The following is a 23,506-nucleotide window of genomic DNA, read 5'->3' on the forward strand; positions in this document are numbered from 1 at the left end:
TGAGATTTTTTCGTCCTTTTTCTGACCCTGCACCTGTTTATTCTGCACGCCGATAACCTAAAAAATATAACAATTTCTGAGGTTTACTATGTCCACCGCACTGCTGTTAGCCATAGCGACCGCCAGCATCGTGATCCTGCTGCTGCTGGTCATCAAAGCCAAAGTTCATCCCTTTGTCGCCCTGTTAATTGTCAGTCTGCTGGTGGCCATCGCCACCGGCATTCCGGCTGAAAAAATCATGGAAACGATTATCACCGGGATGGGCGGGCTGCTCGGCCACATCACCATCATCATCGTTCTTGGTGCCATGCTCGGGGCGATCATTGAAGCCTCGGGCGGTGCCGAGTCGCTGGCGCAGCGTTTCAGTAAAACGCTGGGGCTGAAGCGTACCGTTGCGGCATTGACCATGGCGGCCTTTATCCTTGGCATCCCGGTATTTTTTGAAGTCGGTTTTATCATTGTTATTCCGCTGATTTATGGCTTTACCAAAGTGGCGCGGGTCTCGCCGCTGAAGTTTGGCCTGCCGATGGCGGGTGTGATGCTGACGGTGCACGTGGCGCTGCCGACCCATCCGGGCGCAGCGGCGGCGGCCGGGATCCTGCACACCGACATGGGATGGCTGATGATACTGGGAATTGTGATTTCCGTGCCGGTCGGGATCATCGGCTACTACGTGGCGAAATTCATGAACCGTCGCCACTACCCTCTGTCGGTGGAGGTGCTGGAACAGTTGCAGATGGCCAGGCCGGAAGGGCAGGAAAAGAAGAATGAACCGGCACCGCCCGATGCGCTCACCATCAGCGGCCTGATTGTGGTCCCGATTGTATTGATCGTGCTGGGAACTCTGTCACACACACTGCTGGCTGAAGGAAGCCTGCTGCGTAGTGTGATGACCGTGATCGGCACACCGCCGATTGCCCTGCTGATTGCCTTAGGGCTGGCGGCCTGGCTGCTGGGCGTACGGCGTGGCTGGAGCAAAGATAAGCTGGAAGATCTGACCGGCCGGGCCATTCCCACCTCTGCCAGTGTGATTCTGGTGGCCGGGGCCGGTGGGGCATTCGGCAAAGTGCTGGTGGAGTCGGGCGTGGGTAAAGCGCTGGCGGTCACGCTTGAAACGCTGCATCTGCCGCTGGTGCCAGCGGCATTTATCCTGTCGCTGGCGCTGCGTGCATCACAGGGTTCCGCCACGGTGGCGATTCTGACCACCAGCGGTTTGCTGACCCAGGCGGTGACCGGCGTGACGGATATGCAACGGGTACTGGTCACCCTGGCGGCCTGTTTTGGCGGTCTGGGATTGTCGCATGTCAATGATGCAGGATTCTGGGTAGTGACCCGTTATCTGGGACTTTCGGTGGCCGACGGTTTACGCACCTGGACGGTGCTGACAACACTAATGGGGCTGAGCGGCTTTGCGCTGACCTGGCTGGCGTGGACCGTGCTCTGATTAAGCAGCATCAGAAAGTCTGACCCGGCAGGCGATACCGGGTCAGACTCTTAGTGCTTCAGTAAACCAACTCCTGCACATAGAGATAGAGCGCTTTAAGCTGCCCAACTTTTTCTGCATCCGCTTCATGCAGATTCGCCAGAGCTTCCAGTTCCTGCATAAACGCCTGCACCCGATCGGCATTAAGCACGTCACGACGGTGCTGCAACCAGCGTTGCTGCTCGGCATCATCCAGCGTGCCGGGGAAGTTACGCGCCCGGTAGCGGAACAGCAGTTTCGCTACCCGCGCACTCTCAAAGCTCAGGTCCAGCGCAGGCAGATTCGCGGGCGCGGTCTGGCGGATAATATTCATCCCCGCCCGGTCGGCATCACTGAAGAAGCCATCATAGAGTTGTGTGTCCACATCATCTGACGGTGTAAACGGCTCCGCTTCGGCAAACAGCGTGACCAGCTTTTCCCGCACCTCGGGCTGCTGACGCAGCAGCGCCAGATTCGCCAGGCAGTGCTGACGATCAATATTCAGCCGGGCCGCATCTTCCGGCCGTAGCGTACTGGCAGGCGCCAGCACCGGACACTTATTGATATGTACCAGTTTGACCGGCACCGCAGGCAGATCGCCGAGATCGTTTTTCGGCGTGTAAAGACGCTCACGCAGCGTATCGGCATCCAGTTGCATCAGCGGTGACATATCGCCCGCCAGATCCACCACAATCAGCGCATTGCGGTTATCGGGATGCCAGGCCAGCGGTACGATCCAGCTGGTGTTACCGCGCGCGGCACCGAACATACCGGAGACATGAACCAGCGGTTTCATCTGCGGGATATCAATCAGGTTCATCAGCTTGTTTTTGTTACGATGGGTAAACAAAAACTCAAACAGTTTTGGCTGCTTCTCCTTCACCAGCTTCGCCATCGCCAGCGTGGCGTAAACGTCGGACATGGCATCGTGCGCATTTTCATGGGACACGCCGTTTGCTTTGGTCAGATGCTCCAGCCGGAAGCTGGGAAAACCTTCTTCATTCTCCGGCCAGTTGATCCCCTCGGGCCGCAACGCGTAGCAGGCACGCATCACGTCGAGCAGATCCCAGCGTGAGTTGCCGTTTTGCCAGGCCCAGCCATAGGGATCGTAAAAGTTGCGATAGAAGATATTGCGCGTCACTTCATCATCGAAACGCACGTTGTTGTAGCCCACCACACAGGTTTGCTCCGTGGTGAACAACGCGTGGATGCGTTCAGCGAACTCAGCTTCGATCACGCCGCGACTCATCGCTATCTGCGGGGTAATGCCGGTGATCATCACCGCTTCGGGTTGTGGCAGATAGTCATCAGGCGGACGGCAGTAGAACACTTCGGGTTCGCCGACCGGATTAAACTCACTGTCGGTGCGCAGGCCGGCAAACTGGGCTGGCCGATCACGAGAAGGGCTGGTGCCGAAGGTCTCGTAATCGTGGAAGAGGAAAGTGGGCTGTACGCGGTCGTTATTCAAATTTCATATCCGTTCATTGCGTTCACTAAACTGATGAACAGAAAGTCATCAGGCTTCCCGTTCGCTGGATGCCTTTCTTCATCGGCGCCTGGCTGCTGGTGCGAGAGCGGTGCCTTTGCCGGGCAAGGTCATTCATGCTCAGGCTTCACTTACTACATGGTAAACCATAATCCCACTGGCCTGAAGTTTCGGATGGTAGCGGGGGGGCGTAGTATCTGACTGAGCGGTCAGGGGCAAGGAGTAAAGCGGACTTTTTACCTCTCAGGCTGTAGCTCGCTCATTCCATGAGTCACGATAGATAATATTCCCTTCGACATATTTCCAGGTTATTGCTGCATAGCGTAATTCCGGTGTTTCCAGATGCGTGCTGCTCATGCCGCTGGGTGCAAGGCAGGGCGATACCGTAGTGACCTTAACGTTTTCCAGGATGATATTGAAATATTCGGTCTCATTTCCTGCATCAATTAGCCGTTACCACCCCCCTGCAGGCATCAGCCATACTCGTCGCAGTTCATACTTTTTTTCAATTTATTCAAACCTTCACAACGCTTTTGCCGTAAAACGTGCGGCTGTTTCCGTTTCGTTTTAGAAATTTTCTCTCCCGTGCAATTAAGGATGAAGTGTTGAAAAGGCGTCTGCTGTTCACCGTTACCGCTACTGTTTTTTGGGCCTCGCTGGCGCAGGCTGATGCGATTCCCTTTCCTGTGACGCCTCCGGCGATTGATGCGGCTTCCTGGGTGCTGATGGATGCCACCACAGGACAGGTTCTGACTGCTGGCAATCCCGATGAACGCCGTAATCCCGCCAGCCTGACCAAACTGATGACCGGTTACGTGGTCGATCGCGCCATTGACCAGAAGAAAATCAGCCGTGACGACATGGTTACGGTCGGAAAAGATGCCTGGGCGGCGGGTAATCCGGTGTTCAAAGGCTCCTCGCTGATGTTCCTGAAGCCAGGCGATAAGCTGAGCGTCCGGGATTTAAGCCGTGGCGTCATCATCGACTCCGGTAACGACGCCTGCGTTGCCCTGGCTGATTATGTGGCGGGCAGCGAAGCGAACTTCGTCGGCATGATGAATCACTACGTTGAGAAGCTCGGCCTGCAGAATACCCATTTTGAAACGGTTCATGGTCTGGATGCGCCGGGTCAGTTCTCCAGCGCGCTGGATATGGCGAAACTGTCACGCGCCATTATTGATGGTGAGCCTGATTTTTATGCCATGTACAGTGAGAAGACCCTGACCTGGAACGGCATCACCCAGAACAACCGTAATGGCCTGTTGTGGGATAATAATCTCCACGTTGATGGGTTGAAAACCGGTCACACTGAGACCGCGGGCTTTAACATCATCGCCTCGAATGTGGTGGGCAAGCATCGCCTGATCGCCGTCGTCATGGGCGGTAAAAGCCCGAAAGGCCGCGAAGAGCAGGCGCGTAAACTGCTGGTCTGGGGACAGAACACCTTTGATACCGTTCAACTGTTCCATGCCGGTAAGAAGATTGGCAGCGAAAACGTCTGGTATGGCAATCCTCATCAGGTGGATGTGGGTACCGCAGAAGATGTTTATCTGTCACTGCCGCGCAGTGAAGTCCAGAACGTGAAGGCGAAGTATGTTATCGATCGCAAAGATCTGGAAGCCCCGCTGAAAGCCAACGAAGTCATTGGTGAAATTCAGGTGATGGATAAAGATCAGCAGATTGCCCACTATCCGCTGGTGGCGCTGAGTGCGGTTGAACCCGCAGGTGTGATTACCCGCCTGACGGATTATCTCAGGCAGAAGTTCTGATTAGCCGATTGTCAGCACTAAAACGGGTAGCCTGCGGGCTGCCCGTTTTTACTTGCACGCTGGCTGCTCTGAGCGTGTTACTGAGAGCCGATAAAGGTTAAAAAATCGCATTAAGTTGTTTTTAACTACCGGGAAAGTATGTGAGGCGGATGTTGATAATTGTAAGCGAACGTCAAAACTGTTTTAAATATCCGGCCCGCGCTAAGCCTGAGCCGCGTTCAGCGTTAAGATAGCCACACCATGTTCCCGCAACCGGAAAGTCATTTTGCGTCCCGATAAGCCCATATCAAAACTGGAGTTCTGGTTTTATCGCCATTATCGCTCCGTCCACGGTGTGCGTATTGCCATCGCCTTTTTGCTCTGCTTTATCTTTGTGCGGGCGACCGATATCCCTGAAGGCACCTGGCCGCTGATTACGCTGGTGGTGGTGATGGGGCCCATCTCCACCTGGGGAAATGTCTTTCCACGTGCACTGCAGCGCATCAGCGGCACGGTCGCCGGGTCAATATCCGGTCTGATCGCCCTGAAGCTGGAGCTGATCTCGATGCCGATGATGCTGGCCTGGTGCGGCATCATCATGATGATCAGTGGCTACCTGACGCTGGGCAAACATCCCTACATGGCGCTGTTGATCGGGATTACGCTGAGTGTGGTCGTGGGCGCGCCAACCGGCGATTTCACGATGGCACTGTGGCGCGGCGGTGATGTGATTCTGGGCTCGCTGATGGCGTTGCTGTTTACCGCTATCTGGGCGCAGCGTGCCTATACACACTGGCGCATTCAGCTCTCCGACGCGCTGGCGGAAATGGCAAAAATCTATCACGCCGGCTTCTCGCCAAATCTGGTTGAAAAGCCGCGCCTTAACAAGCCGCTGGGCAAATTGCTGAGCAGCGTGATCAAAATGCGGGCGCTGCTGGAGCCGTCAAGCAAAGAGACGCGCATCCCAAAATCGGTGCTTGAAGCGATCCAGACCATCAACCGTAATATGGTTTACACCATTGAGATGCAGATTAATGCCTGGTGGGCATCGCGCGAGAGCCATCTGATTATGCTTAACGCGCCTGCATTGCGCCGCACCCAGCAGATGACTGAGAACACGCTGCGGGCGCTGTCGGTCATGGCGATTGAAGGGGAAACGGAAGAGGTGGTGGCTAACAGTCACGAGCTGACCGAAATCAGTGGCGAACTGCGGCGACTGATCGCGGACGCGGGCAGCGAAGGTCTGGAGGAGACGCCGATCTACGGCTACGTCTGGCTGACACTGGAACTGGCAAAACAGCTGGAACGGATGACCGACCTGATGCGGATGGCGCTGCGCAAATAATCACCTCAGACAATGACTTAATGTGAAACAGGGTTTCTTTGCGCTAAGATAAGAGCCAGTCTGAATTTAGCTGTGAAAATTGCTTACCTGGCGGGCTAGCCGCTAAGCTGATCGTTTTGACTCTCTCCCTGCGTCAGCAGGCTCAAAGAAAGGTGCCATCATGGAAAATGCCAAGCAATCATTTCAGGACGTACTGGAGTTCGTGCGTATGTTCCGCCGCAAAAACAAACTGCAGCGTGAAATTGTCGACAACGAGAAGAAAATTCGCGACAACCAGAAGCGCGTACTGCTGCTCGACAACCTGAGCGAATATATCAAACCCGGCATGAGCGTTGAGGCTATTCAGGAAATCATCGCCAGCATGCGTGTGGATTATGAAGATCGCGTGGATGAGTACATCATCAAAAACGCCGACCTGTCTAAAGAGCGTCGCGAGCTGTCGAAAAAGATCAAAGCGATGGGCGTGGGCGAACACCCGAAAGCGTAAGGGCAGACAGCAGCGCGCAAGCGCCAGACGTCCTATGCAAACCCGCATCCACTCCGGTGGGGCGGGTTTTTTATTGCCTGCGTCAGCGCAGGGTTATTTTCGCGCCAGCCTGCGGGCGATCACCTGTAACTGCTGTGACAGCGCCACTAAATTGACCCGCTCATCAGCAGGCGGGGCGGTGGTCTCCCGGATCACCAGCGTGGTTTCCAGCGCGTTGTCTGACGCCTCTGCTCCCTGAAGCCGGGCCAGCATCCGCTCGACGCTCTGCGCGCCGAGAAATTGCAAATCCTGCCGCACCGTGGTCAGCGGCGGCTGATACCACGCACTCTCGGCGGTGTCATCATATCCAATCACCGATATCTCGCCAGGAATGGCTACGCCATACTGATGCAGCGCCCGCATCGCACCCAACGCCATCTGATCGTTCGCCACCAGCAGCGCCTGCGGCAGATCGTCGGGAAGCTGCGCCAGTAGCGCCTGATAACCCGACTGCGCGCTCCAGTCCCCGCGCAGAGAACAGTGCGGTGTCAGCTGATGATCGGCCAGCGTCTTACGCCATGCATTTTCACGCTGACGGGCCGAGACCGAGCGAAGCGGCCCGTTTAACAAACCAATCTGACGATGACCCAGCGCCACCAGATGTTCAACGGCGGCACGTGCACCAGACTCATTCGGATACTGACACTGCGCTACCGCCGCCTGGGGTTCGACATCCAGAAACAGCACCGGTTTGCTGCCGCAGAGCAACTGGATCTGTTGCGCCTCATCTGCCTCCAGTGGCAGGTTGATCAGCAGTCCATCGACCCGCTGTGCCAGCAGTTCATTCACCGTTGCTGCCGCATCGTTACCACTGTCCATGGCGATCACCAGATGATAACCCGCCCCGGCGGCGCGCTGCTGGATCGCCGAGGCGATCTGCGCAGGAGCCATCAGGGCCAGGTCGCTGGTGGCCAGACCTAGCGTGCGCGTCGCCTTACCGGCCAGCTGCTGCGCCACACGATTGGGCACATAATTGAGCTGCAGCATCGCCGCCTCAACCCTTTCCCGCGTGCGGGCTGACACCTGTTCAGAACGGTTTAAAACACGTGAAACGGTTTGATATGAGACGCCGGCAAGTTGAGCGACATCATCGAGGGTCACGGAGCGGGAAGTCATTGAACTCTCCAAAAGATGAAGCGACGAGTGTAGCAAATTTTCCTGCTGCACTGCTGCTGCACACCACACTTTCACGACCACAAAAACCGGGTCCGTTGCGGCACCCGGTCACGGTATCTGGCAGGGCCATTAACGCTGCTGCAGATAGACCTGAAGGTTCACATCCACCGCGTTAAGCAGTGGCGTGGCGAGACTATGGCGTTTCGCCCGCAGCAGCAGGTCACCTATCACCTGATCGGCTTCGATATCAAAGCCCTGGGTTAAATCGCGGTACATTGAGGAGGTCATCGGGGTGGCCGGATCGCTTAACAGCTCAAGAATGCGGGCAGTGGCCGCCGGACGCGTCTGATAGCCTTCGGCAGTAATGACTGACAGAATCTCCGAGAAAACACCCTGTAACAGCGCTTCGCCGCCGCGCGAGGTGAGTATCTGTTGGGTATTTCCGCGCGCCAGGCAGCAAACCGCGCCGAGCGTGCTCAGCAGCAGCCACTTCTCCCACAGCTCATCCATGATGTTATCGCTGAATCGGGTATCGACCTGACAGTCACGCAGCGCCGCATCAACCCGCTGCAGTCGCGCATCGTTGTTACCGTCCAGCGCGCCGTAATAGAGCTGATGCAGCGGCGTCATCTGGATAACTTCGCCATTGTCACCCAGCGTCGCGTTGATTTTGCACAGGCCGCCAATCACCTTATCTTCGCCGAAACGCTGTTGCAGCGTTGCGATGTGCCGCAATCCGTTCAGAATCGGCATGATCAGCGTTTCCGGACCCACTGCAGGTGCAATATCCTCCATCACCTGATCAAGGGCAAAGCTCTTCACCGTCACGATAATCAGATCATAGTGGCCCGTCAGGCTGCTCGCCTGAGCCAGCTGCGGCTTTAGTGTTTCAGTGCCTTGCGGCGTCTGCAACACCAGGCCGCTGGCCTGAAGCTGCTGATAACGCCGTTCACGGACCAGAAAAGTCACGTCCTGGCCCGCCTGAGCCAGCCGTGCACCAAAATATCCACCGGTCGCGCCGGCGCCTGCCATCAGAATGCGCATCCCACTCTCCCTCTGCTGAAAACCTCTACCTTAGAACGCCGTGACCGGGCTTACCAGTCTTAGCCTGGGTCAGAGCGCATCGGGGAGCATGAAATGAGAGGCCGGGAAAGCACTGGCAGGGAGGGGAGGATGCAGAGAAATCAGATTTTCCCTGCCCGGTCAGCAGGGCGAAACAGAGGGGGGTGTTACAGCCGGGTGACGCCCAGCGCGGCAGCCTGCTGTTCCCACGCCAGCACGCCCTGATAATCGTCTCGCTGCATCGGGCTGAATCCGCCGATCAAATTGTCGTCGCAGACGGTGCGCCAGGCGGGATCGTTCACCAGCTGATGCAGTGCCGTGCGGAGTCTCTCCAGCCGGTCCACTGACGTCGGGGCTGCCGTGATCAACGGCAATCCGGGTGCGGCTGGCGTCTCACCGATGATATGCAGGCCGCGCAGCGCATCCGGCTCATAGCGCGCCAGCAGCGCCCAGCTGACGCAGTCGATAGCCGCGATATCCGCCTGTGAATCACGCAGTGCTGCCAGCGACTGACGATGCCCGCCGCTCAGCAGTAGCTGCGAAAATCTCACGCCCTGAAGCGATGCCACAAACCGTAGCGCGTTATAACCGGAGTGAGAGTCCTGGCTGTTAGCTACGGCCCGCTGGCCGTTAAAATCGGCCAGCGCCGCCTGTTTGTCCCGCGCCACCAGCCAGCTGCGATAGTCACGGCCGGTGCAGCCTGGGGCCTGATAGTGAAAGGTGCCGACCAGCTGAACCGCAGGAAGCTGGCTGACCAGCGGATAGCCGCAGGTCTGGCTCAGCAACAACCGGTTATCCTGCCAGTGTGTCAGCAGGTCCTCAGGCCAGACCGGCTGCGTAGCGATGCCGTGCTGCGTCAGCAGGGTAACCACTGCCTGCATCAGTGCTCGTGTGGCGGGCGGGTGAATCGCATACATCGGCAAGGCGAGCAGGTTATTCATGCGTTTTCTCCGCTGATCGTCCCGGATGGACATTGACCCCGACCGGTCTGACCCAGAACTGACGCAGCCAGACCCGATAACCCGCCACGCGAAAGCCATGATTGCGCTGGTAGTAATGCTCGCGGTCGCGCAGATAGAGGCGACGCAGGCCATACCAGGGGACGCCGGGGAGGTCGTGATGCACTGAATGGTAGTTCAGATTCAGGAATAGCATGCGCCACGGCCACGCCGCTTCATTATTCACCGACCGTGCCAGCGGATCGTCCGCCGCACGATGCTCATAGAAAGATCGCACTTTGGTCAGCGCCAGCGCCGGATAACTCACCGTCAGCAGATACCACAGCGGCGAAAATCCCTGCCGCGCCATCCAGAAAAACAGTAGTGCCAGCAGCGCCCCGTGCAGCAGCCACATCGCTATCGCGGATCGATCGCCACGGCGTAGTGCCTGCCACATCCCGCCGAAGGTCGCCGCTACATCCAGCAGCGGGCCGAGCAGCAACCGTCCCAAAAAAGTGTTACGCAGATGAATCAGCTGCTGCTGCCAGCGCGGTAACTTCGCCCAGCGAGCAGCGGAGAGGTAGTAGGTTTCCGGATCCTCATCCGGCTCAGTCAGGGTGTGATTGCGATGATGGGCCAGATGAGAATCGCGATAGAGTCCGTAGGGATACCAGACCGCCAGCGGCAGGGTGCCAAATAGCTGATTCACCCGCGGCCAGCGTGTGGGATGCCCGTGAATCAGCTCATGCTGGAGCGACATATACCAGCCAGTGAAGACGATCAGCAGCAGGGTGGCGGGCAGCCGTCCCAGCGTCTGCGCGTTCAGCATCACCGCAAACCAGCCGCCATAGATCACACCGATTAGCAGCCAGGTCGGCAGTTCGCTGCGCCAGAGCCAGCTGCGTGCGCGCGCTTTAAGCCAGGCGCGCTGCTGTAGAGAGAGATAACCGGTGTGCATGATTCACCTGACAGCGGAAGCGGGAATCTGAACAGTGAAAGAAAGGGCGGGCAAAGGCAAAGTGGATAATCTGCTTAGCTATGTCGAAATTCCTGAATATGGCGCTGAAAGATATTGACTATCAGTGGCGGCTCCGGGGGCGTAACCTTTCTCTATCAGAAATCGCCTTGCATCCACGGGCGTTTAACGCCTGTCAGGAGAAATACAGATGAAAAATATTGGCTTCTTATCCTTTGGTCACTGGACGCCCTCGTCGCAGTCCGCCACCCGCACCGCGCAGGATGTGTTACTGCAATCGATCGACTTAGCGGTCGCCGCCGAAGAGCTGGGCGCAGATGGCGCTTACTTCCGCGTCCACCATTTTGCCCGCCAGCTCAGCTCGCCGTTTCCGCTGCTGGCTGCCGTTGCAGCGCGTACTAAAACGATTGAGATCGGCACCGGTGTCATCGACATGCGCTACGAAAACCCGCTCTACATGGTGGAAGACGCCAGCGCGGCAGACCTGATCTCCAATGGTCGTCTGCAACTGGGTCTGAGCCGCGGTTCACCTGAGCAGGTTATCGATGGCTGGCGTTACTTCGGCTTTGAACCGAAAGCGGGAGAAAGCGATGCGGATATGGGCCGTCGTCACACCGAAGAGTTTCTGGAGGTGCTGCGCGGCGAAGGTTTTGCTAAGCCAAATCCACAGCCCATGTTCCCGAATCCGCCTGGCCTGCTGCGTCCTGAGCCGCTCTCTGAAGGTCTGCGCGACCGCATCTGGTGGGGATCCGGCTCCAACGCCACCGCAGAATGGGCGGCAAAAATGGGCATGAACCTGCAAAGTTCAACCCTGAAAGATGATGAAACCGGCGAGCCGTTCCACATTCAGCAGGCTAAACAGATCCGCGCCTACCGTGAGGCCTGGAAAGCAGCGGGGCATCAGCATGCGCCACGCGTCTCGGTCAGTCGCAGCATCTTTGCGCTGGTGAATGATATGGACCGCGCGTACTTTGGCCGCAGCGGTAACGACCAGGATTCCGTGGGCTTTCTCGATGAGAAAACCCGCGCTATCTTTGGCCGCAGCTATGCCGCAGAGCCAGAGGCGTTAATTAAGCAGCTTGCGCAGGATGAGGCGATTGCCGAAGCCGACACCCTGCTGCTCACCGTGCCAAACCAGCTTGGTGTCGCCTACAACGCCCATGTGATTGAGGCGATCCTGAAGTATGTCGCCCCGGAACTCGGCTGGCGTTAAGTGACAGAGCGCCCTGAAGAGCAGGGCGCTGTGAGATCCACCGCAGGCGCAGATGACAAAGCGCCTGCGGTGATTCTGCTGTGAACGCGCGTCATCACTCCCCGCTTTTTCTGCTTTATCCTCTCTGAACTTCTCTCTGACGAGCCATTCCAGGCCCTGACAGAGCCTTTTCGACACTCTGTTTCCAGTGTACGGAATATGCAGATTTTGTGACTTATGATTTATTTCGTCACTTGTTGCTGAATGGGATGTTTCCTCTGCTCAGGGTGGGTCTGTACCCTTCATCAACGCATTTCCCTGGTTTAACGTGTTTTCATAACCTGTATGAACGGACAATGCCTTTACGCAATTTGTGACTATTGACAGTATTGGTCACATGATAAGAGAATGGCGGCACTCTCCTGCTTACTGTTGAAGGTAATCTATGCTCAGGTTCAATCCTGCCATTCTGGTTGTTTGTCTGCTGCCACTGGCGCTGGCGGGTTGCCGGGATAATTCACCCAAAGACGATCCGCGCACGCAGCCGCCGCTGGTCAGGGTCACAAAGGTCATCAGCGCCACCGATGGCAGCCGTGCGTTTAGTGGCGTCGTGGTTGCCCGGGTTCAGAGCGACCTCGGCTTTCGGGTCTCAGGAAAAATCCTCGAACGGCTGGTGGACAGCGGCCAGCGGGTGAAGCGCGGTCAGCCGCTGATGCGGCTCGACCCGGCAGATCTCCGGCTGCAGGCCCAGGCTCAGCAGCAGGCCGTTGCCGCCGCGCAGGCACGCGTCAGACAGGCCAGCGCCGATCAGGCGCGTTACCGCACTCTGGTGGCAACCGGGGCAGTTTCTGCGTCGGCATACGACCAGATTCGGGCCGCTGCGGCCACCGCTCAGGCTGAGCTGAAAGCCGCCCAGGCGCAGGCCAGCGTGGCAGGTAACGCCAGCGGATATGCGCTGCTCCTGGCTGATGACGATGGCGTGGTGATGGCAACGCTGGCGGAGCCGGGTCAGGTTGTGAGTGCCGGTGAGGCCGTCATCAGACTGGCCAGAGCCGGACAGCGCGAGGCAAGTGTTCAGTTGCCAGAGACCCTGCGCCCGGCAGTGGGAAGTGAGGCAAAGGCAACGCTGTATGGTGCGGACAGTGCGCCGGTTTCCGCCCGGCTGCGTCAACTGGCTGATGTGGCCGATCCGATGACGCGCACCTTTGAGGCGAGATATGTGCTGGAGGGCGCACTGGCCAGCGCACCGCTGGGAGCCACCGTCACAATCACGCTGCCGAATAAACCGTCGCAACCGCTGCTGCAGGTTCCGCTGGCGGCGATCTACGATGCCGGTAAAGGGCCAGGCGTCTGGGATATTACCGGCCAGCCCGCTACCGTTGCCTGGCGGCCGGTGACGGTGGTGTCGATAAGTGACGAGGCGGCCACCGTCACGGGTCAGCTTAATGCTGGCGATCAGATAGTGGCGCTGGGCGCGCATCTGTTGCAGCAGGGGGAGCGCGTGCGCCCCGATGACGCTGCCGTTGCCGGGAGCCAGCCATGAGCCAGGGACGCTTTAATCTGTCAGCGCTGGCCGTGCGCGAGCGCGCCATTACGCTTTTTCTGATCATCCTGATTACCGTGGCGGGCGTCTTGTCCTTTTTCGAACTGGGACGGGCAGAAGATCCACCGTTCACCGTAAAACAGATGACGATGATCTCCGCCTGGCCAGGTGCGACGGCTCAGGAGATGCAGGATCAGGTGGCCGAGCCGCTGGAAAAGCGTCTGCAGGAGCTGAGGTGGTATGACCGTAGCGAGACGTACACGCGCCCCGGTCTGGCTTTCACTATGTTATCCCTGCAGGACAAAACGCCGCCTTCCCAGGTTCAGGAGGAGTTTTACCAGGCGCGTAAGAAGCTGGGTGATGAGAGCAGAAATCTGCCTGCCGGGGTCATCGGGCCGATGATCAACGACGAGTTCTCCGACGTGACCTTTGCACTGCTGGCGCTGAAGGCAAAAGGGGAGCCGCAGCGCCTGCTGGTTCGTGAAGCGGAATCACTGCGTCAGCGACTGCTGCATCTGCCTGGCGTGAAAAAGGTCAATATCATCGGTGAGCAGAGTGAACGCATCTATGTGTCGTTTTCACACGATCGACTGGCGACACTCGGCATCACCCCGCAGGCAATTTTTGCTGCGCTGAACGATCAGAATGTCCTGACGCCAGCGGGATCGATTGATACGCAGGGGCCGCAGGTCTTTATACGGCTGGATGGCGCGTTCGATAAACTGGAAAAAATCCGTGAGACGCCGATTGTGGCGCAGGGGAGAAGCCTGAAGCTGGCGGACGTGGCTACGGTGACCCGGGGTTACGAAGATCCCGCCACCTTTATGGTGCGCAATCAGGGCGAACCGGCGCTGCTGCTGGGTATCGTAATGCGTGAAGGCTGGAACGGTCTGGAACTCGGCAAGGCACTGGCGGCTGAAACCGCCCGCATTAACCAGGCGATGCCGCTGGGGCTCTCACTGACTCAGGTCACCGATCAGTCCGTCAATATCCGCTCGGCGGTTGATGAATTTATGGTTAAGTTCGTCGTGGCGTTGCTGGTGGTGATGGTGGTCTGCTTTGTCAGCATGGGCTGGCGTGTCGGGGTAGTGGTCGCGGCTGCGGTGCCGCTCACCCTGGCGGTGGTATTTGTGGTGATGGAGGCTTCCGGCAAAAACTTTGACCGCATCACGCTGGGTTCGCTGATTCTGGCGCTGGGCCTGCTGGTGGACGACGCCATTATCGCCATTGAGATGATGGTAGTGAAAATGGAGGAGGGCTACGACCGCATCAAGGCTTCTGCCTATGCCTGGAGTCATACGGCGGCACCAATGCTGGCAGGCACCCTGGTTACGGCCGTCGGGTTTATGCCCAATGGGTTTGCGCAGTCCACGGCGGGCGAGTACACCAGCAATATGTTCTGGATAGTCGGCATCGCGTTGATCGCCTCCTGGATCGTCGCGGTGGTGTTCACCCCTTATCTTGGCGTAAAGCTGCTGCCAGCCATCAAAACGGTAGAAAGCGGCCACGCAGCGATCTACAACACCCGCCACTACAACCGCTTTCGCCGCCTGCTGACCCGCGTGATTGCCCGTAAAGGCTGGGTGGCAGGCGTGGTGATTGCCCTGTTTATCGCCGCTGTGCTCGGTATGGCGCTGGTGAAAAAACAGTTTTTCCCGACCTCAGACCGGCCTGAAGTGCTGGTTGAAGTTCAGCTCCCCTACGGCAGCGCCATAGAACAGACCCGCGCAGCGGCTGAAAAGGTTGAGACATGGCTTAAACAGCAGCAGCAGGCCAAAATCATCACCACCTATATTGGTCAGGGGCCACCGCGTTTTTATCTGGCGATGGCACCGGAACTGCCCGATCCGGCCTTTGCTAAGCTGGTGGTACTGACCGACAGTCAGGACGCGCGTGAGGCACTGAAAGCGCAGCTACGCGCCGCCATTGCCAGTGGTCTGGTGCCTGAAGCGCAGGTTCGTGTAACGCAGCTGGTGTTTGGCCCATACTCTCCTTATCCGGTGGCGTGGCGGGTGATGGGGCCTGATCCGGCCCATCTGCGCGCGATTGCCGATCGGGTGGAAGCGGTCCTGCGGGCCAGCCCGATGATGAGGACGGTGAACACCGACTGGGGCGCCCCCGTGCCGACGCTGCATTTCTCACTGGATCAGAACCGGCTGCAGGCAGTGGGGCTGACATCCAGTGACGTCGCCCGGCAATTACAGTTTCTGCTGTCGGGTGTGCCTGTCACTACCGTGCGGGAAGATATCCGCGCGGTCCAGGTGGTGGGGCGTGCGGCCGGAGAGGCCCGCCTCGATCCGGCTAAAATCGCCGATTTCACGCTGGTGGGCGCCGCGGGTCAGCGTATTCCCTTATCGCAGATTGGTGATGTGCAGGTGAAAATGGAAGATCCCGTGCTGCGGCGGCGCGACCGCACGCCGACCATCACCGTTCGGGGTGATATCGCCGATTCCCTGGAGCCGCCTGACGTCTCGACGGCGCTGAACAAAGCCTTGCAACCGATCATCGCGACGCTGCCCGCGGGCTACCGCATTGAACTGGCCGGTTCAATAGAGGAGTCCGGTAAAGCGACCCAGGCGATGGTCCCGCTGTTCCCGATCATGATTGCGATCACTCTGCTGATCATCATTCTGCAGGTGCGTTCTCTGTCGGCGATGATCATGGTCTTTCTGACTGCGCCCCTCGGGCTGATTGGCGTCGTGCCGACGCTGCTGCTGTTCAGTCAGCCGTTTGGTATTAATGCACTGGTCGGGCTGATTGCCCTGTCGGGCATCCTGATGCGTAACACGCTGATTCTGATAGGGCAGATTCACCACAATGAACAGGAGGGTCTGGCACCCTTTGATGCAGTGGTCGAAGCGACAGTGCAGCGTGCCCGTCCGGTGCTGCTGACGGCAATGGCGGCGATTCTGGCGTTTATTCCACTGACCCACTCGGTGTTCTGGGGAACGCTGGCCTATACCCTGATTGGTGGTACGCTGGGCGGCACCCTGATCACGCTGGTTTTCCTGCCCGCAATGTACGCCATCTGGTTCCGCATCCGCCTGCCGGGCAGCAAAACGGCAGTTGTGAAACCGGCGCTGTCGGAATAGTCTCAGGGTGACGGTTGCCGCTTCGCTGCTCTTTACAGCCTGGCGGGAACCATCAATTCATTGTTTTAAGCTTTTGAAGAAGGTGTATAAAAAGGTAAAAGCTATCAAACAGATAGGATGAGACAGGTGTGCGATCCTGAAAATCCTCTATAGAGTAGCGATGAAAATACAAAAAAGAGGTGTGACCATGAGCAATTCCATTGATGAAGATGCAAAAGATGCAAAGCCTATTGTCGAAGCCGATCGCGAAGCGCCCGAGGGCAAATGTCCTTTTCATGCTGGTAAGCCTTCTCAGGAAAATCAGGCGCCGGGCGGCGGAACAACTAACCGCGACTGGTGGCCTAATCAACTCCGGGTTGACCTGCTGAACCAGCACTCATCCCGTTCGAACCCGCTTGATGAATCCTTCGATTACCGTAAAGAATTTGCCAAATTAGATTACTCAGCGCTGAAAGCTGACATCAAAGGGTTGCTCACCGAGTCACAAGCCTGGTGGCCCGCTGACTGGGGCAGCTACATCGGCCTGTTTATTCGTATGGCCTGGCACAGCGCCGGAACCTATCGCTCCGTGGACGGACGCGGTGGTTCAGGTCGTGGTCAGCAACGCTTCGCACCCCTAAACTCCTGGCCAGACAACGTCAGTCTGGATAAAGCGCGCCGCTTACTGTGGCCGGTTAAACAGAAATATGGTCAGAAAATCTCCTGGGCCGACCTCTACATTCTGGCGGGCAACGTCGCGCTGGAAAACTCCGGATTCCGTACCTTTGGCTTTGGTGCCGGACGTGAAGATGTCTGGGAACCGGATATGGATGTGAACTGGGGTGAAGAAGCCGCCTGGCTGGAACACCGTCACCCGGAATCCCTGGCGCAGTCGCCACTGGGCGCTACCGAAATGGGTCTGATCTACGTGAACCCGGAAGGTCCGGAACACAGCGGCGATCCTGCCTCTGCGGCCCCGGCTATTCGCGCCACTTTCGGCAACATGGGCATGAACGACGAAGAGATCGTGGCATTGATTGCTGGTGGACATACGCTGGGTAAAACCCACGGTGCCGCACCGGCCAGCCACGTCGGTGTCGATCCGGAAACTGCACCGATTGAGGCGCAGGGCCTGGGCTGGGTCAACAGCCACGGCACGGGCGTTGGCGCAGATGCGATTACCTCCGGTCTGGAAGTAATCTGGTCTCAGACGCCAACCCAGTGGAGTAACTACTTCTTCGAGAACCTGTTCAAATATGAGTGGGTTCAGACGCGCAGCCCGGCCGGTGCCATCCAGTTCGTGGCAGCTGATGCGCCGGATATTATCCCGGATGCGTTTGACGCCGCGAAGAAACACAAGCCGACCATGCTGGTGACCGATCTGACGCTGCGATTTGACCCGGAGTTTGAAAAGATTTCGCGTCGTTTCCACAACGATCCGCAGGCGTTCAACGAAGCCTTTGCCCGTGCCTGGTTTAAACTGACTCACCGTGATATGGGGCCAAAAGCGCGCTACATCGGACCTGAAGTCCCGCAGGAAGATCTGATCTGGCAGGATCCGCTGCCTGCACCGGCTTATCATCCAACCGTGGCGGATATCGCGCAGCTGAAAGAGAAAATCGCTGCAACCGGCCTCAGCGTCAGCGAGCTGGTTTCGGTTGCCTGGGCATCGGCATCAACCTTCCGTGGCGGCGACAAACGTGGTGGTGCCAACGGTGCCCGCCTGGCGTTGCTGCCGCAGCGTGAGTGGGACGTCAATGCCGTCGCGGCACGCGTGCTGCCGACGCTGGAAGCGGTGCAGCGTGAAGCGCACAAGGCTTCACTGGCAGATGTGATTGTGCTGGCGGGTGTGGTCGGCGTTGAGCAGGCGGCGAAAGCAGCTGGCGTTGAAATTGACGTGCCATTTACTCCGGGCCGTGTTGATGCGCGTCAGGATCAGACTGATATCGAGTCATTCGATCTGCTGAAACCGCGTGCAGATGGTTTCCGTAACTACGGTTCTGGCTTCGGCAAAACCACCACCGAAAATCTGCTGATCGATAAAGCGCAGCAGCTGACCCTGACCGTGCCGGAGTTAACGGTGCTGGTTGGCGGAATGCGTGCGCTGGGTGCTAACTTTGATGGCAGTCAGCACGGCATCTTCACGCACCACACAGGGACGCTGAACACAGACTTCTTCGTGAATCTGCTGGATATGCGCACCGAGTGGAAAGCCGCCGATTCGACCAATGAGAAATTTATTGGACGGGATCGCGTCACTGGCGAAACCCGTTTCACCGCCACGCGCGCCGATCTGGTGTTTGGCTCCAATGCGGTGCTACGCGCCTCGGCGGAAGTCTACGCCAGCAGCGACGCCCGTGAAAAATTCGTCAAAGACTTTGTTGCCGCCTGGACCAAAGTGATGAATCTGGATCGGTTTGAACTCTGATTGCTGTTGACGTTGTAAAATCTGAAACCCGCTGATATTAGCGGGTTTTTTTATGAGAGCAGGTGGGTTATTCGACCGCTTAACTATCTTTTTACAACCCAGGTACAACAGGTTAATGGCATCATTTAAATTTCGGTCACTGCCAGTAACGTGATTCTTCGGGCCACGTAGTCAAGTACGGCTTCCCGCTGTGATTCAGGCATATGACTTTCATTATAAGTATCGATAATAAGCTGATTATGACTCACCACCTCGGAAAGCCATTTTCGTGCCAGTGTCGGATTAATATCTATACCCTGGGCAAGCAGGATAAAGTCTGCACCCAGATATTCTCCGTACTCTGAATTCATCCCCGGTGCGTTTCCTGCATCATTTTCTTCACGTTCCAGCAGGGGCAAAGCTAAATACTCTCCAAACGCTGCAGGGTAGGGCACAACGCTGATAAAGTCATAAACCGGGGCCAGCCAGGGTGAACCCTGCGGAGGCAGGATAATCCCGATATTGCGCAGATGAAAATCATTGTTTCCCAGCACATAGGCATACACGATGCGCAAAAAGAGGTCACGTTTACTCTTTAAACTGCTGTTCACTCTGGTATTCAGGAATTTAGCGGCTTTCTCGTAACTGATGGCTTTATGATTATCAATCCTGCCATATTTATCGCCGAGACCCATCGCGCCATCCAGCTGTTCCTGATGTAATCTCGCGTTATCTGACGCTGTCCGGTCATACCTTTTAATGACAAACGCCAGTTCGTCTGGCCGATTTTCATCGTGTCTGAATGGCATCAGCCCGAACGGGGGTACGTCAAATTTCAGACGCTGCATAACGCACATAGTGGCATGCTCGTTTTCTGCCAGGTGTGGGTATTCTTCCGGAGAGGGTTTCAGGATATAGGTGCCATCATTGCTGACGACCACCAGTTCTCCCTTTGCCAGGCGAAGCGACAGTTTGGGTTGATAGCCTGAAATGCTCATGCCTTTCTGACGTTCAGGGAGTTCCTGAATAAACTGACTGCGCGTAAACGGCAGGCTAAGAGCCACATTCAGACTACCCAGCAGATGCCGGATGCCTTTTGTTGAGTAGCCGGTTTTTAGCTCAGATTCTTTAAGCCGTTTTAATGTGATCAGGCAGCGTTCTGAATTCATGATGTTATCTCTTTAAAGACGACAGCCCCAAGCAAATCGTTACCATTTTCCATCAGTAAGCCGAACAGATCTTTATCATCAATTTTTTGAATTTCAGAATAGCGTTTTCGCAACCAGCCTTCCGGCGCTAAACCTTTAAAGAAGGGATGTAGCTCTTCACTTAAATAGGGCTCAGGTCTTACCGGCATGCTGAGAGATATCGCACAACCAGCATAAGTGGGCAGGTAGCAGAAAGTATAACCGTTTTGCCCTTCACTCAGCGTTCCTGCCAGCGTGTTGTAAAGCCACACCTCTATTTTTCGAGCCATACTTTTATACCCAGTTCTTTAAGCAAGGCGTGAAGATTTATTGCCTTTGCAGAAGATGGTTTAGCAATCAGTCGTTTAAATGTTGAGAGTGATACACCAATCTGAATCGCCATCTCTTCATAGGTGATGTTTTGTTGTTTGAGTTCATTGGCCAGTAGTTGTGGCAGTGTCGGAAACGTCAGATCACTCAGCTCCGATCGGGTGTCCGGTTCGTCCGCATTTATTGCTTCTGTTGTGACTTCTCTACTCAAAGCTAACCCCGCCAATACCTTTTGCCGATCTGACTCAGAAAGGCTTAGCAGCGAAGATTTAATCTCATCAAGGTTCATTTTTGACCTTTTCTGTAATTTCAGTACGTTTTTGAAACGATATGGTCCGACTATAGTACTAAAAGGGTCATTTTTGAACTATTTACCGGCATCATCTTCTCAGCTTACAGCCAGACTGTGAAATATGCGGATGAAAGGTCATTTATGACACTTTAAGTCACTATTAATGCATTTGTTAAAAAGAGTATGAGATGTAGGGGTCAGAAATGAACCTTTAAGGCAGGGCAGAACCGAATGTCTAAGTATTAGGCAATAACCAAAATAACCGGGAATTTGAAGAGGAAACAGACTGAGTAAGACGCAGATATTTTATCAGAAGTATGAAAAGCAAAAAGCCCGCTTAGTTTCCTAAGCAGGCTTTTCTAATTTGGCTCCTCTGACTGGACTCGAACCAGTGACATACGGATTAACAGTCCGCCGTTCTACCGACTGAACTACAGAGGAATCGTTTGAACGGGGCGCATAGTAACGGCCACGCCGGGCCATGTCAAAGCTCTTTTTCATAAATTAGCGCGACTGCTGAAATAGTCGCCACTATGGCGTTTTAAGCACTGAAAGAGCTGCCTGTGCGGCTGACTCATCCGGCAAAACGCCACATGTAAAACTGAGGTGTTTATGAGGTGTTCTGGCGCTGTCTAGCCCTTGTCAGGCGGCCAGGCGCGTGATTTAACCGGATAGTTTTTTACGGGCGTCACAAAGTGTGGATTCTGGCTTTGTCAGCAATAAAAACGAAACGTAGATTCCATTTCAACCCTGAACTGAATCTCTGGAGTTGAAATGAACAAAGTCAGAATCGGCATGATTGGCAGCGGCTATATCGGACGCTGCCACGCGATTGCTTATGCGCAGGCTCCCACCGTATTTGCGCTGAAAGGCGAAATCGTGCGGGAGATGCTGGCTGAAGTGAACCCCGAGCTGGCCGCCCGTCAGGCGGCGACCTTTGGTTTCGCGCGCTCGACGGGGGACTGGCGCGCACTGGTCAGCGACCCGGCGATTGATGTCGTGGATATCTGCGCCCCCAACTTCCTGCATAAAGAGATGGCGCTGGAGGCGATACGCCATGGCAAACACGTTTATTCAGAAAAGCCGCTGTCATTAAGCGTGGCGGATGCGCAGGAGATGGTGGCGGCAGCCGATGCGGCAGGGGTTAAAACGCTGGTAGGTTTCAACTATATGAAAAACCCTACCAGCCAGCTGGCGAAAGAGATCATTGCCAATGGTGAGATAGGCGACGTGGTGCATTTCTACGGCACCCATAACGAGGATTATCTCGCCAGACCGGAAACGCCGCTCGACTGGCACTGTCAGCAAGCGCTGGCAGGCCTCGGTGCGCTTGGCGATCTGGCGGCGCATATCGTTAATATGGCGCACTACCTGGTTGGTGACATTGCTGAGGTCAGCGGCGACATGATGACGGTGATCGCCTCAAGGCCTGACCCAAAAGAGCCTGCGCGGCAGTTATCGGTCGAAAACGAAGATCAGGCCAGCGCGCTGCTTCGCTTCCATAACGGTGCGCACGGCGTGATTGAAACCTCACGCATCGCCTGTGGTGCAAAAATGGGACTGACTTACGTTGTCACCGGCACCAAAGGCACACTGCGCTACACCCAGGAGCGCATGGCGGAGCTGGAGCTTTATCTGCATGACGAACCGGCCGGGCGTCAGGGATTTAAAACTATCCTGACCGGACCAGCACACCCTGACTACGCGAACTTCTGCGTTTCTGCCGGGCACGGCATCGGTTTTAACGATCAGAAAACGGTGGAGATTCGCGACCTGATCAACGGCATCGCAGCGGGCGACCGCATGTGGCCCGATTTTGCAGAGGGATTGCAGGTTCAGAAGGTACTGGAAGCGATTGCTGACTCAGCAGTGCAACGCCGCTGGATTGAGGTATAGGCAGAATCAGAGGGATAGAGGGTATTGCCGATGTGTTGATTAACCCAGGCGGGCAGGGCGGGAAACGTTGGCTTCCCGCCCATAGCCGATCAGATCAGACCGCTTTTTTCCCACCACAACTTATCCAGCGCATAAAAGCGATCGCGCTGACTCTCGGGCTGGCTGAGATCGCGTTTCCACGGTTTTGCCAGAATATAGTGCAGGTTCTTCACCTCTTCATCGTGCCAGAGACCGCTATGCTGAAAAGGCAGCGTTTTCAAGGCATTGTAGATGTAAGAGAGCGGCTTCCAGCGATCGGCAAACACTTCATTCAGCAGATCCTGCTCGGAGAAGGGATAGTTACTGAGATCATCAATGGCGGCAATACGCTTTTCCAGTGCGTCGAACATCGCATTATCGGGCTTCAGCACCAGAAAACCGCCGTTCAGGTACAGATCCACACTCTCTGGCGCCTTTTCACCGCGCGCCTGCCAGGTATAGTGGCACTGCTCAGGCTGCCACTCTGCCGGATAAGAGGCAATCTGGTTGGGATTACAGCGGCAGGCGTGACAGGCGGCGAGCGGGTTATCGCCCAGATCCAGGGTAAAAAGCTCATCCATGTTTTGAAGGACCAGCATATCGGCATCCAGAAACACGACGCGCTCATAATCGGTGAGCTGCCAGGCGCGCAGCTTGGTCCAGACTTCGCCGAACTGCGCCGATGCGTAGTGCTGATCCAGATCGTCGCGCGGATAGAGGGGGTCGACCGGTTTAATCACACAGCCCTCATCCTGCAAAATCTGACAGTCAGACGCTGAAATCGCCGGCGTGGTCATCACCACCAGCGGCCACTGGCTGTGGCTCTGTTGCAGCGAACGGTGCAGCGCTTTCACGCCCACCAGATAATCGGGTTGAGTTAACAGCGTTACCCAGGCAAACATAACTTTCCT

The 23,506-nt window shown here is 56.4% G+C and carries 18 protein-coding genes, 1 tRNA gene and 1 pseudogene; 9 read left to right on the forward strand and 11 right to left on the reverse strand.

Annotation, left to right across the window (positions count from 1 at the left end):
* The first annotated feature begins 88 nt into the window (after nt 1-88).
* The gene (locus HFD95_RS11025) at nt 89-1,444 is read left to right on the forward strand and encodes a GntP family transporter (RefSeq protein WP_167430228.1); all 1,356 of its coding nucleotides are present in this window, start codon (nt 89-91) and stop codon (nt 1,442-1,444) included.
* 58 nt (nt 1,445-1,502) lie between these two features.
* On the opposite strand, the gene sbcB is transcribed toward HFD95_RS11025, so the two are convergent.
* Together sbcB and HFD95_RS11035 are read right to left on the reverse strand one after the other, a co-directional pair.
* A complete protein-coding gene (gene sbcB, locus HFD95_RS11030; protein ID WP_167430229.1) occupies nt 1,503-2,930 on the reverse strand; it encodes an exodeoxyribonuclease I in 1,428 nt (475 codons plus the stop codon).
* Between the two features lie 261 nt (nt 2,931-3,191).
* Nucleotides 3,192-3,401 (reverse strand): annotated as a pseudogene (locus HFD95_RS11035) (type VI secretion system tube protein Hcp); the annotation flags it as partial.
* A gap of 152 nt (nt 3,402-3,553) precedes the next feature.
* Here HFD95_RS11035 and dacD point away from each other — a divergent pair.
* The 3 genes from dacD (at nt 3,554) to tmaR (ending at nt 6,528) form a co-directional block, all read left to right on the forward strand.
* Nucleotides 3,554-4,717 (forward strand): serine-type D-Ala-D-Ala carboxypeptidase DacD, encoded by a 1,164-nt coding sequence (gene dacD / locus HFD95_RS11040; RefSeq protein WP_022624996.1) that lies wholly within the window; start codon nt 3,554-3,556, stop codon nt 4,715-4,717.
* A 265-nt stretch (nt 4,718-4,982) separates the two neighbouring features.
* Complete coding sequence (locus HFD95_RS11045) at nt 4,983-6,041, forward strand: FUSC family protein (protein ID WP_181955261.1); 1,059 nt, start codon at nt 4,983-4,985, stop codon at nt 6,039-6,041.
* 160 nt (nt 6,042-6,201) lie between these two features.
* Nucleotides 6,202-6,528 carry a PTS system regulator TmaR gene (gene tmaR / locus HFD95_RS11050; protein WP_004571340.1) on the forward strand — a complete coding sequence of 109 codons (327 nt, stop codon included), beginning with the start codon at nt 6,202-6,204 and terminating at the stop codon, nt 6,526-6,528.
* 93 nt (nt 6,529-6,621) lie between these two features.
* On the opposite strand, the gene HFD95_RS11055 is transcribed toward tmaR, so the two are convergent.
* The 4 genes from HFD95_RS11055 to HFD95_RS11070 all read right to left on the reverse strand — a co-directional run bounded on the left by HFD95_RS11055 (nt 6,622) and on the right by HFD95_RS11070 (nt 10,641).
* Nucleotides 6,622-7,683 (reverse strand): LacI family DNA-binding transcriptional regulator, encoded by a 1,062-nt coding sequence (locus HFD95_RS11055; protein ID WP_167430230.1) that lies wholly within the window; start codon nt 7,681-7,683, stop codon nt 6,622-6,624.
* Nucleotides 7,684-7,812: 129 nt separating this feature from the next.
* Entirely contained in the window at nt 7,813-8,727 is a 915-nt protein-coding gene (locus HFD95_RS11060) for a ketopantoate reductase family protein (protein WP_033758344.1), read from the reverse strand.
* 185 nt (nt 8,728-8,912) lie between these two features.
* Entirely contained in the window at nt 8,913-9,686 is a 774-nt protein-coding gene (locus HFD95_RS11065; protein ID WP_167430231.1) for a phosphate/phosphite/phosphonate ABC transporter substrate-binding protein, read from the reverse strand.
* Nucleotides 9,679-10,641 (reverse strand): fatty acid desaturase, encoded by a 963-nt coding sequence (locus HFD95_RS11070; protein WP_010670941.1) that lies wholly within the window; start codon nt 10,639-10,641, stop codon nt 9,679-9,681. The genes HFD95_RS11065 and HFD95_RS11070 overlap by 8 nt, the downstream gene beginning before the upstream one ends.
* 208 nt (nt 10,642-10,849) lie before the next feature.
* On the opposite strand from HFD95_RS11070, the gene HFD95_RS11075 reads away from it, so the two are divergent.
* The 4 genes from HFD95_RS11075 to katG all read left to right on the forward strand — a co-directional run bounded on the left by HFD95_RS11075 (nt 10,850) and on the right by katG (nt 18,893).
* Nucleotides 10,850-11,872: an LLM class flavin-dependent oxidoreductase gene (locus tag HFD95_RS11075; protein WP_010247994.1), complete on the forward strand. Its 1,023-nt coding sequence runs from the start codon at nt 10,850-10,852 to the stop codon at nt 11,870-11,872.
* Between the two features lie 424 nt (nt 11,873-12,296).
* Nucleotides 12,297-13,394, forward strand: coding sequence for an efflux RND transporter periplasmic adaptor subunit (locus HFD95_RS11080; protein WP_033758337.1), 1,098 nt, complete (start codon nt 12,297-12,299; stop codon nt 13,392-13,394).
* Nucleotides 13,391-16,486 carry an efflux RND transporter permease subunit gene (locus HFD95_RS11085; RefSeq protein ID WP_167430232.1) on the forward strand — a complete coding sequence of 1,032 codons (3,096 nt, stop codon included), beginning with the start codon at nt 13,391-13,393 and terminating at the stop codon, nt 16,484-16,486. Before HFD95_RS11080 ends, HFD95_RS11085 begins: the two co-directional genes overlap by 4 nt.
* 187 nt (nt 16,487-16,673) lie before the next feature.
* Entirely contained in the window at nt 16,674-18,893 is a 2,220-nt protein-coding gene (gene katG / locus HFD95_RS11090; RefSeq protein WP_243208628.1) for a catalase/peroxidase HPI, read from the forward strand.
* Between the two features lie 125 nt (nt 18,894-19,018).
* Here katG and HFD95_RS11095 read toward each other — a convergent pair whose 3' ends face one another.
* From HFD95_RS11095 to HFD95_RS11110, 4 genes are all read right to left on the reverse strand, one after another.
* Nucleotides 19,019-20,041, reverse strand: a complete 1,023-nt coding sequence (locus HFD95_RS11095) for a type II toxin-antitoxin system HipA family toxin (RefSeq protein WP_167430233.1) — start codon at nt 20,039-20,041, stop codon at nt 19,019-19,021.
* Nucleotides 20,038-20,349: a HipA N-terminal domain-containing protein gene (locus HFD95_RS11100; protein WP_010670935.1), complete on the reverse strand. Its 312-nt coding sequence runs from the start codon at nt 20,347-20,349 to the stop codon at nt 20,038-20,040. Before HFD95_RS11100 ends, HFD95_RS11095 begins: the two co-directional genes overlap by 4 nt.
* Entirely contained in the window at nt 20,334-20,678 is a 345-nt protein-coding gene (locus HFD95_RS11105) for a helix-turn-helix transcriptional regulator (RefSeq protein WP_167430234.1), read from the reverse strand. Before HFD95_RS11105 ends, HFD95_RS11100 begins: the two co-directional genes overlap by 16 nt.
* A gap of 368 nt (nt 20,679-21,046) precedes the next feature.
* Nucleotides 21,047-21,122 (reverse strand) — tRNA-Asn (locus tag HFD95_RS11110).
* Nucleotides 21,123-21,455: 333 nt separating this feature from the next.
* Here HFD95_RS11110 and HFD95_RS11115 point away from each other — a divergent pair.
* Complete coding sequence (locus HFD95_RS11115; protein ID WP_167430235.1) at nt 21,456-22,577, forward strand: Gfo/Idh/MocA family protein; 1,122 nt, start codon at nt 21,456-21,458, stop codon at nt 22,575-22,577.
* A gap of 89 nt (nt 22,578-22,666) precedes the next feature.
* Here the strand turns inward: HFD95_RS11115 and HFD95_RS11120 are convergent, their stop codons facing one another.
* On the reverse strand, nt 22,667-23,497 hold the full coding sequence (locus HFD95_RS11120) for a glycosyltransferase family 8 protein (RefSeq protein ID WP_033778851.1): 831 nt from the start codon (nt 23,495-23,497) through the stop codon (nt 22,667-22,669).
* Nucleotides 23,498-23,506: the final 9 nt, after the last annotated feature.

This window comes from Pantoea sp. EKM10T, from assembly GCF_011800685.1.
GTDB classification, from domain to species: Bacteria; Pseudomonadota; Gammaproteobacteria; order Enterobacterales; family Enterobacteriaceae; genus Pantoea; species Pantoea agglomerans.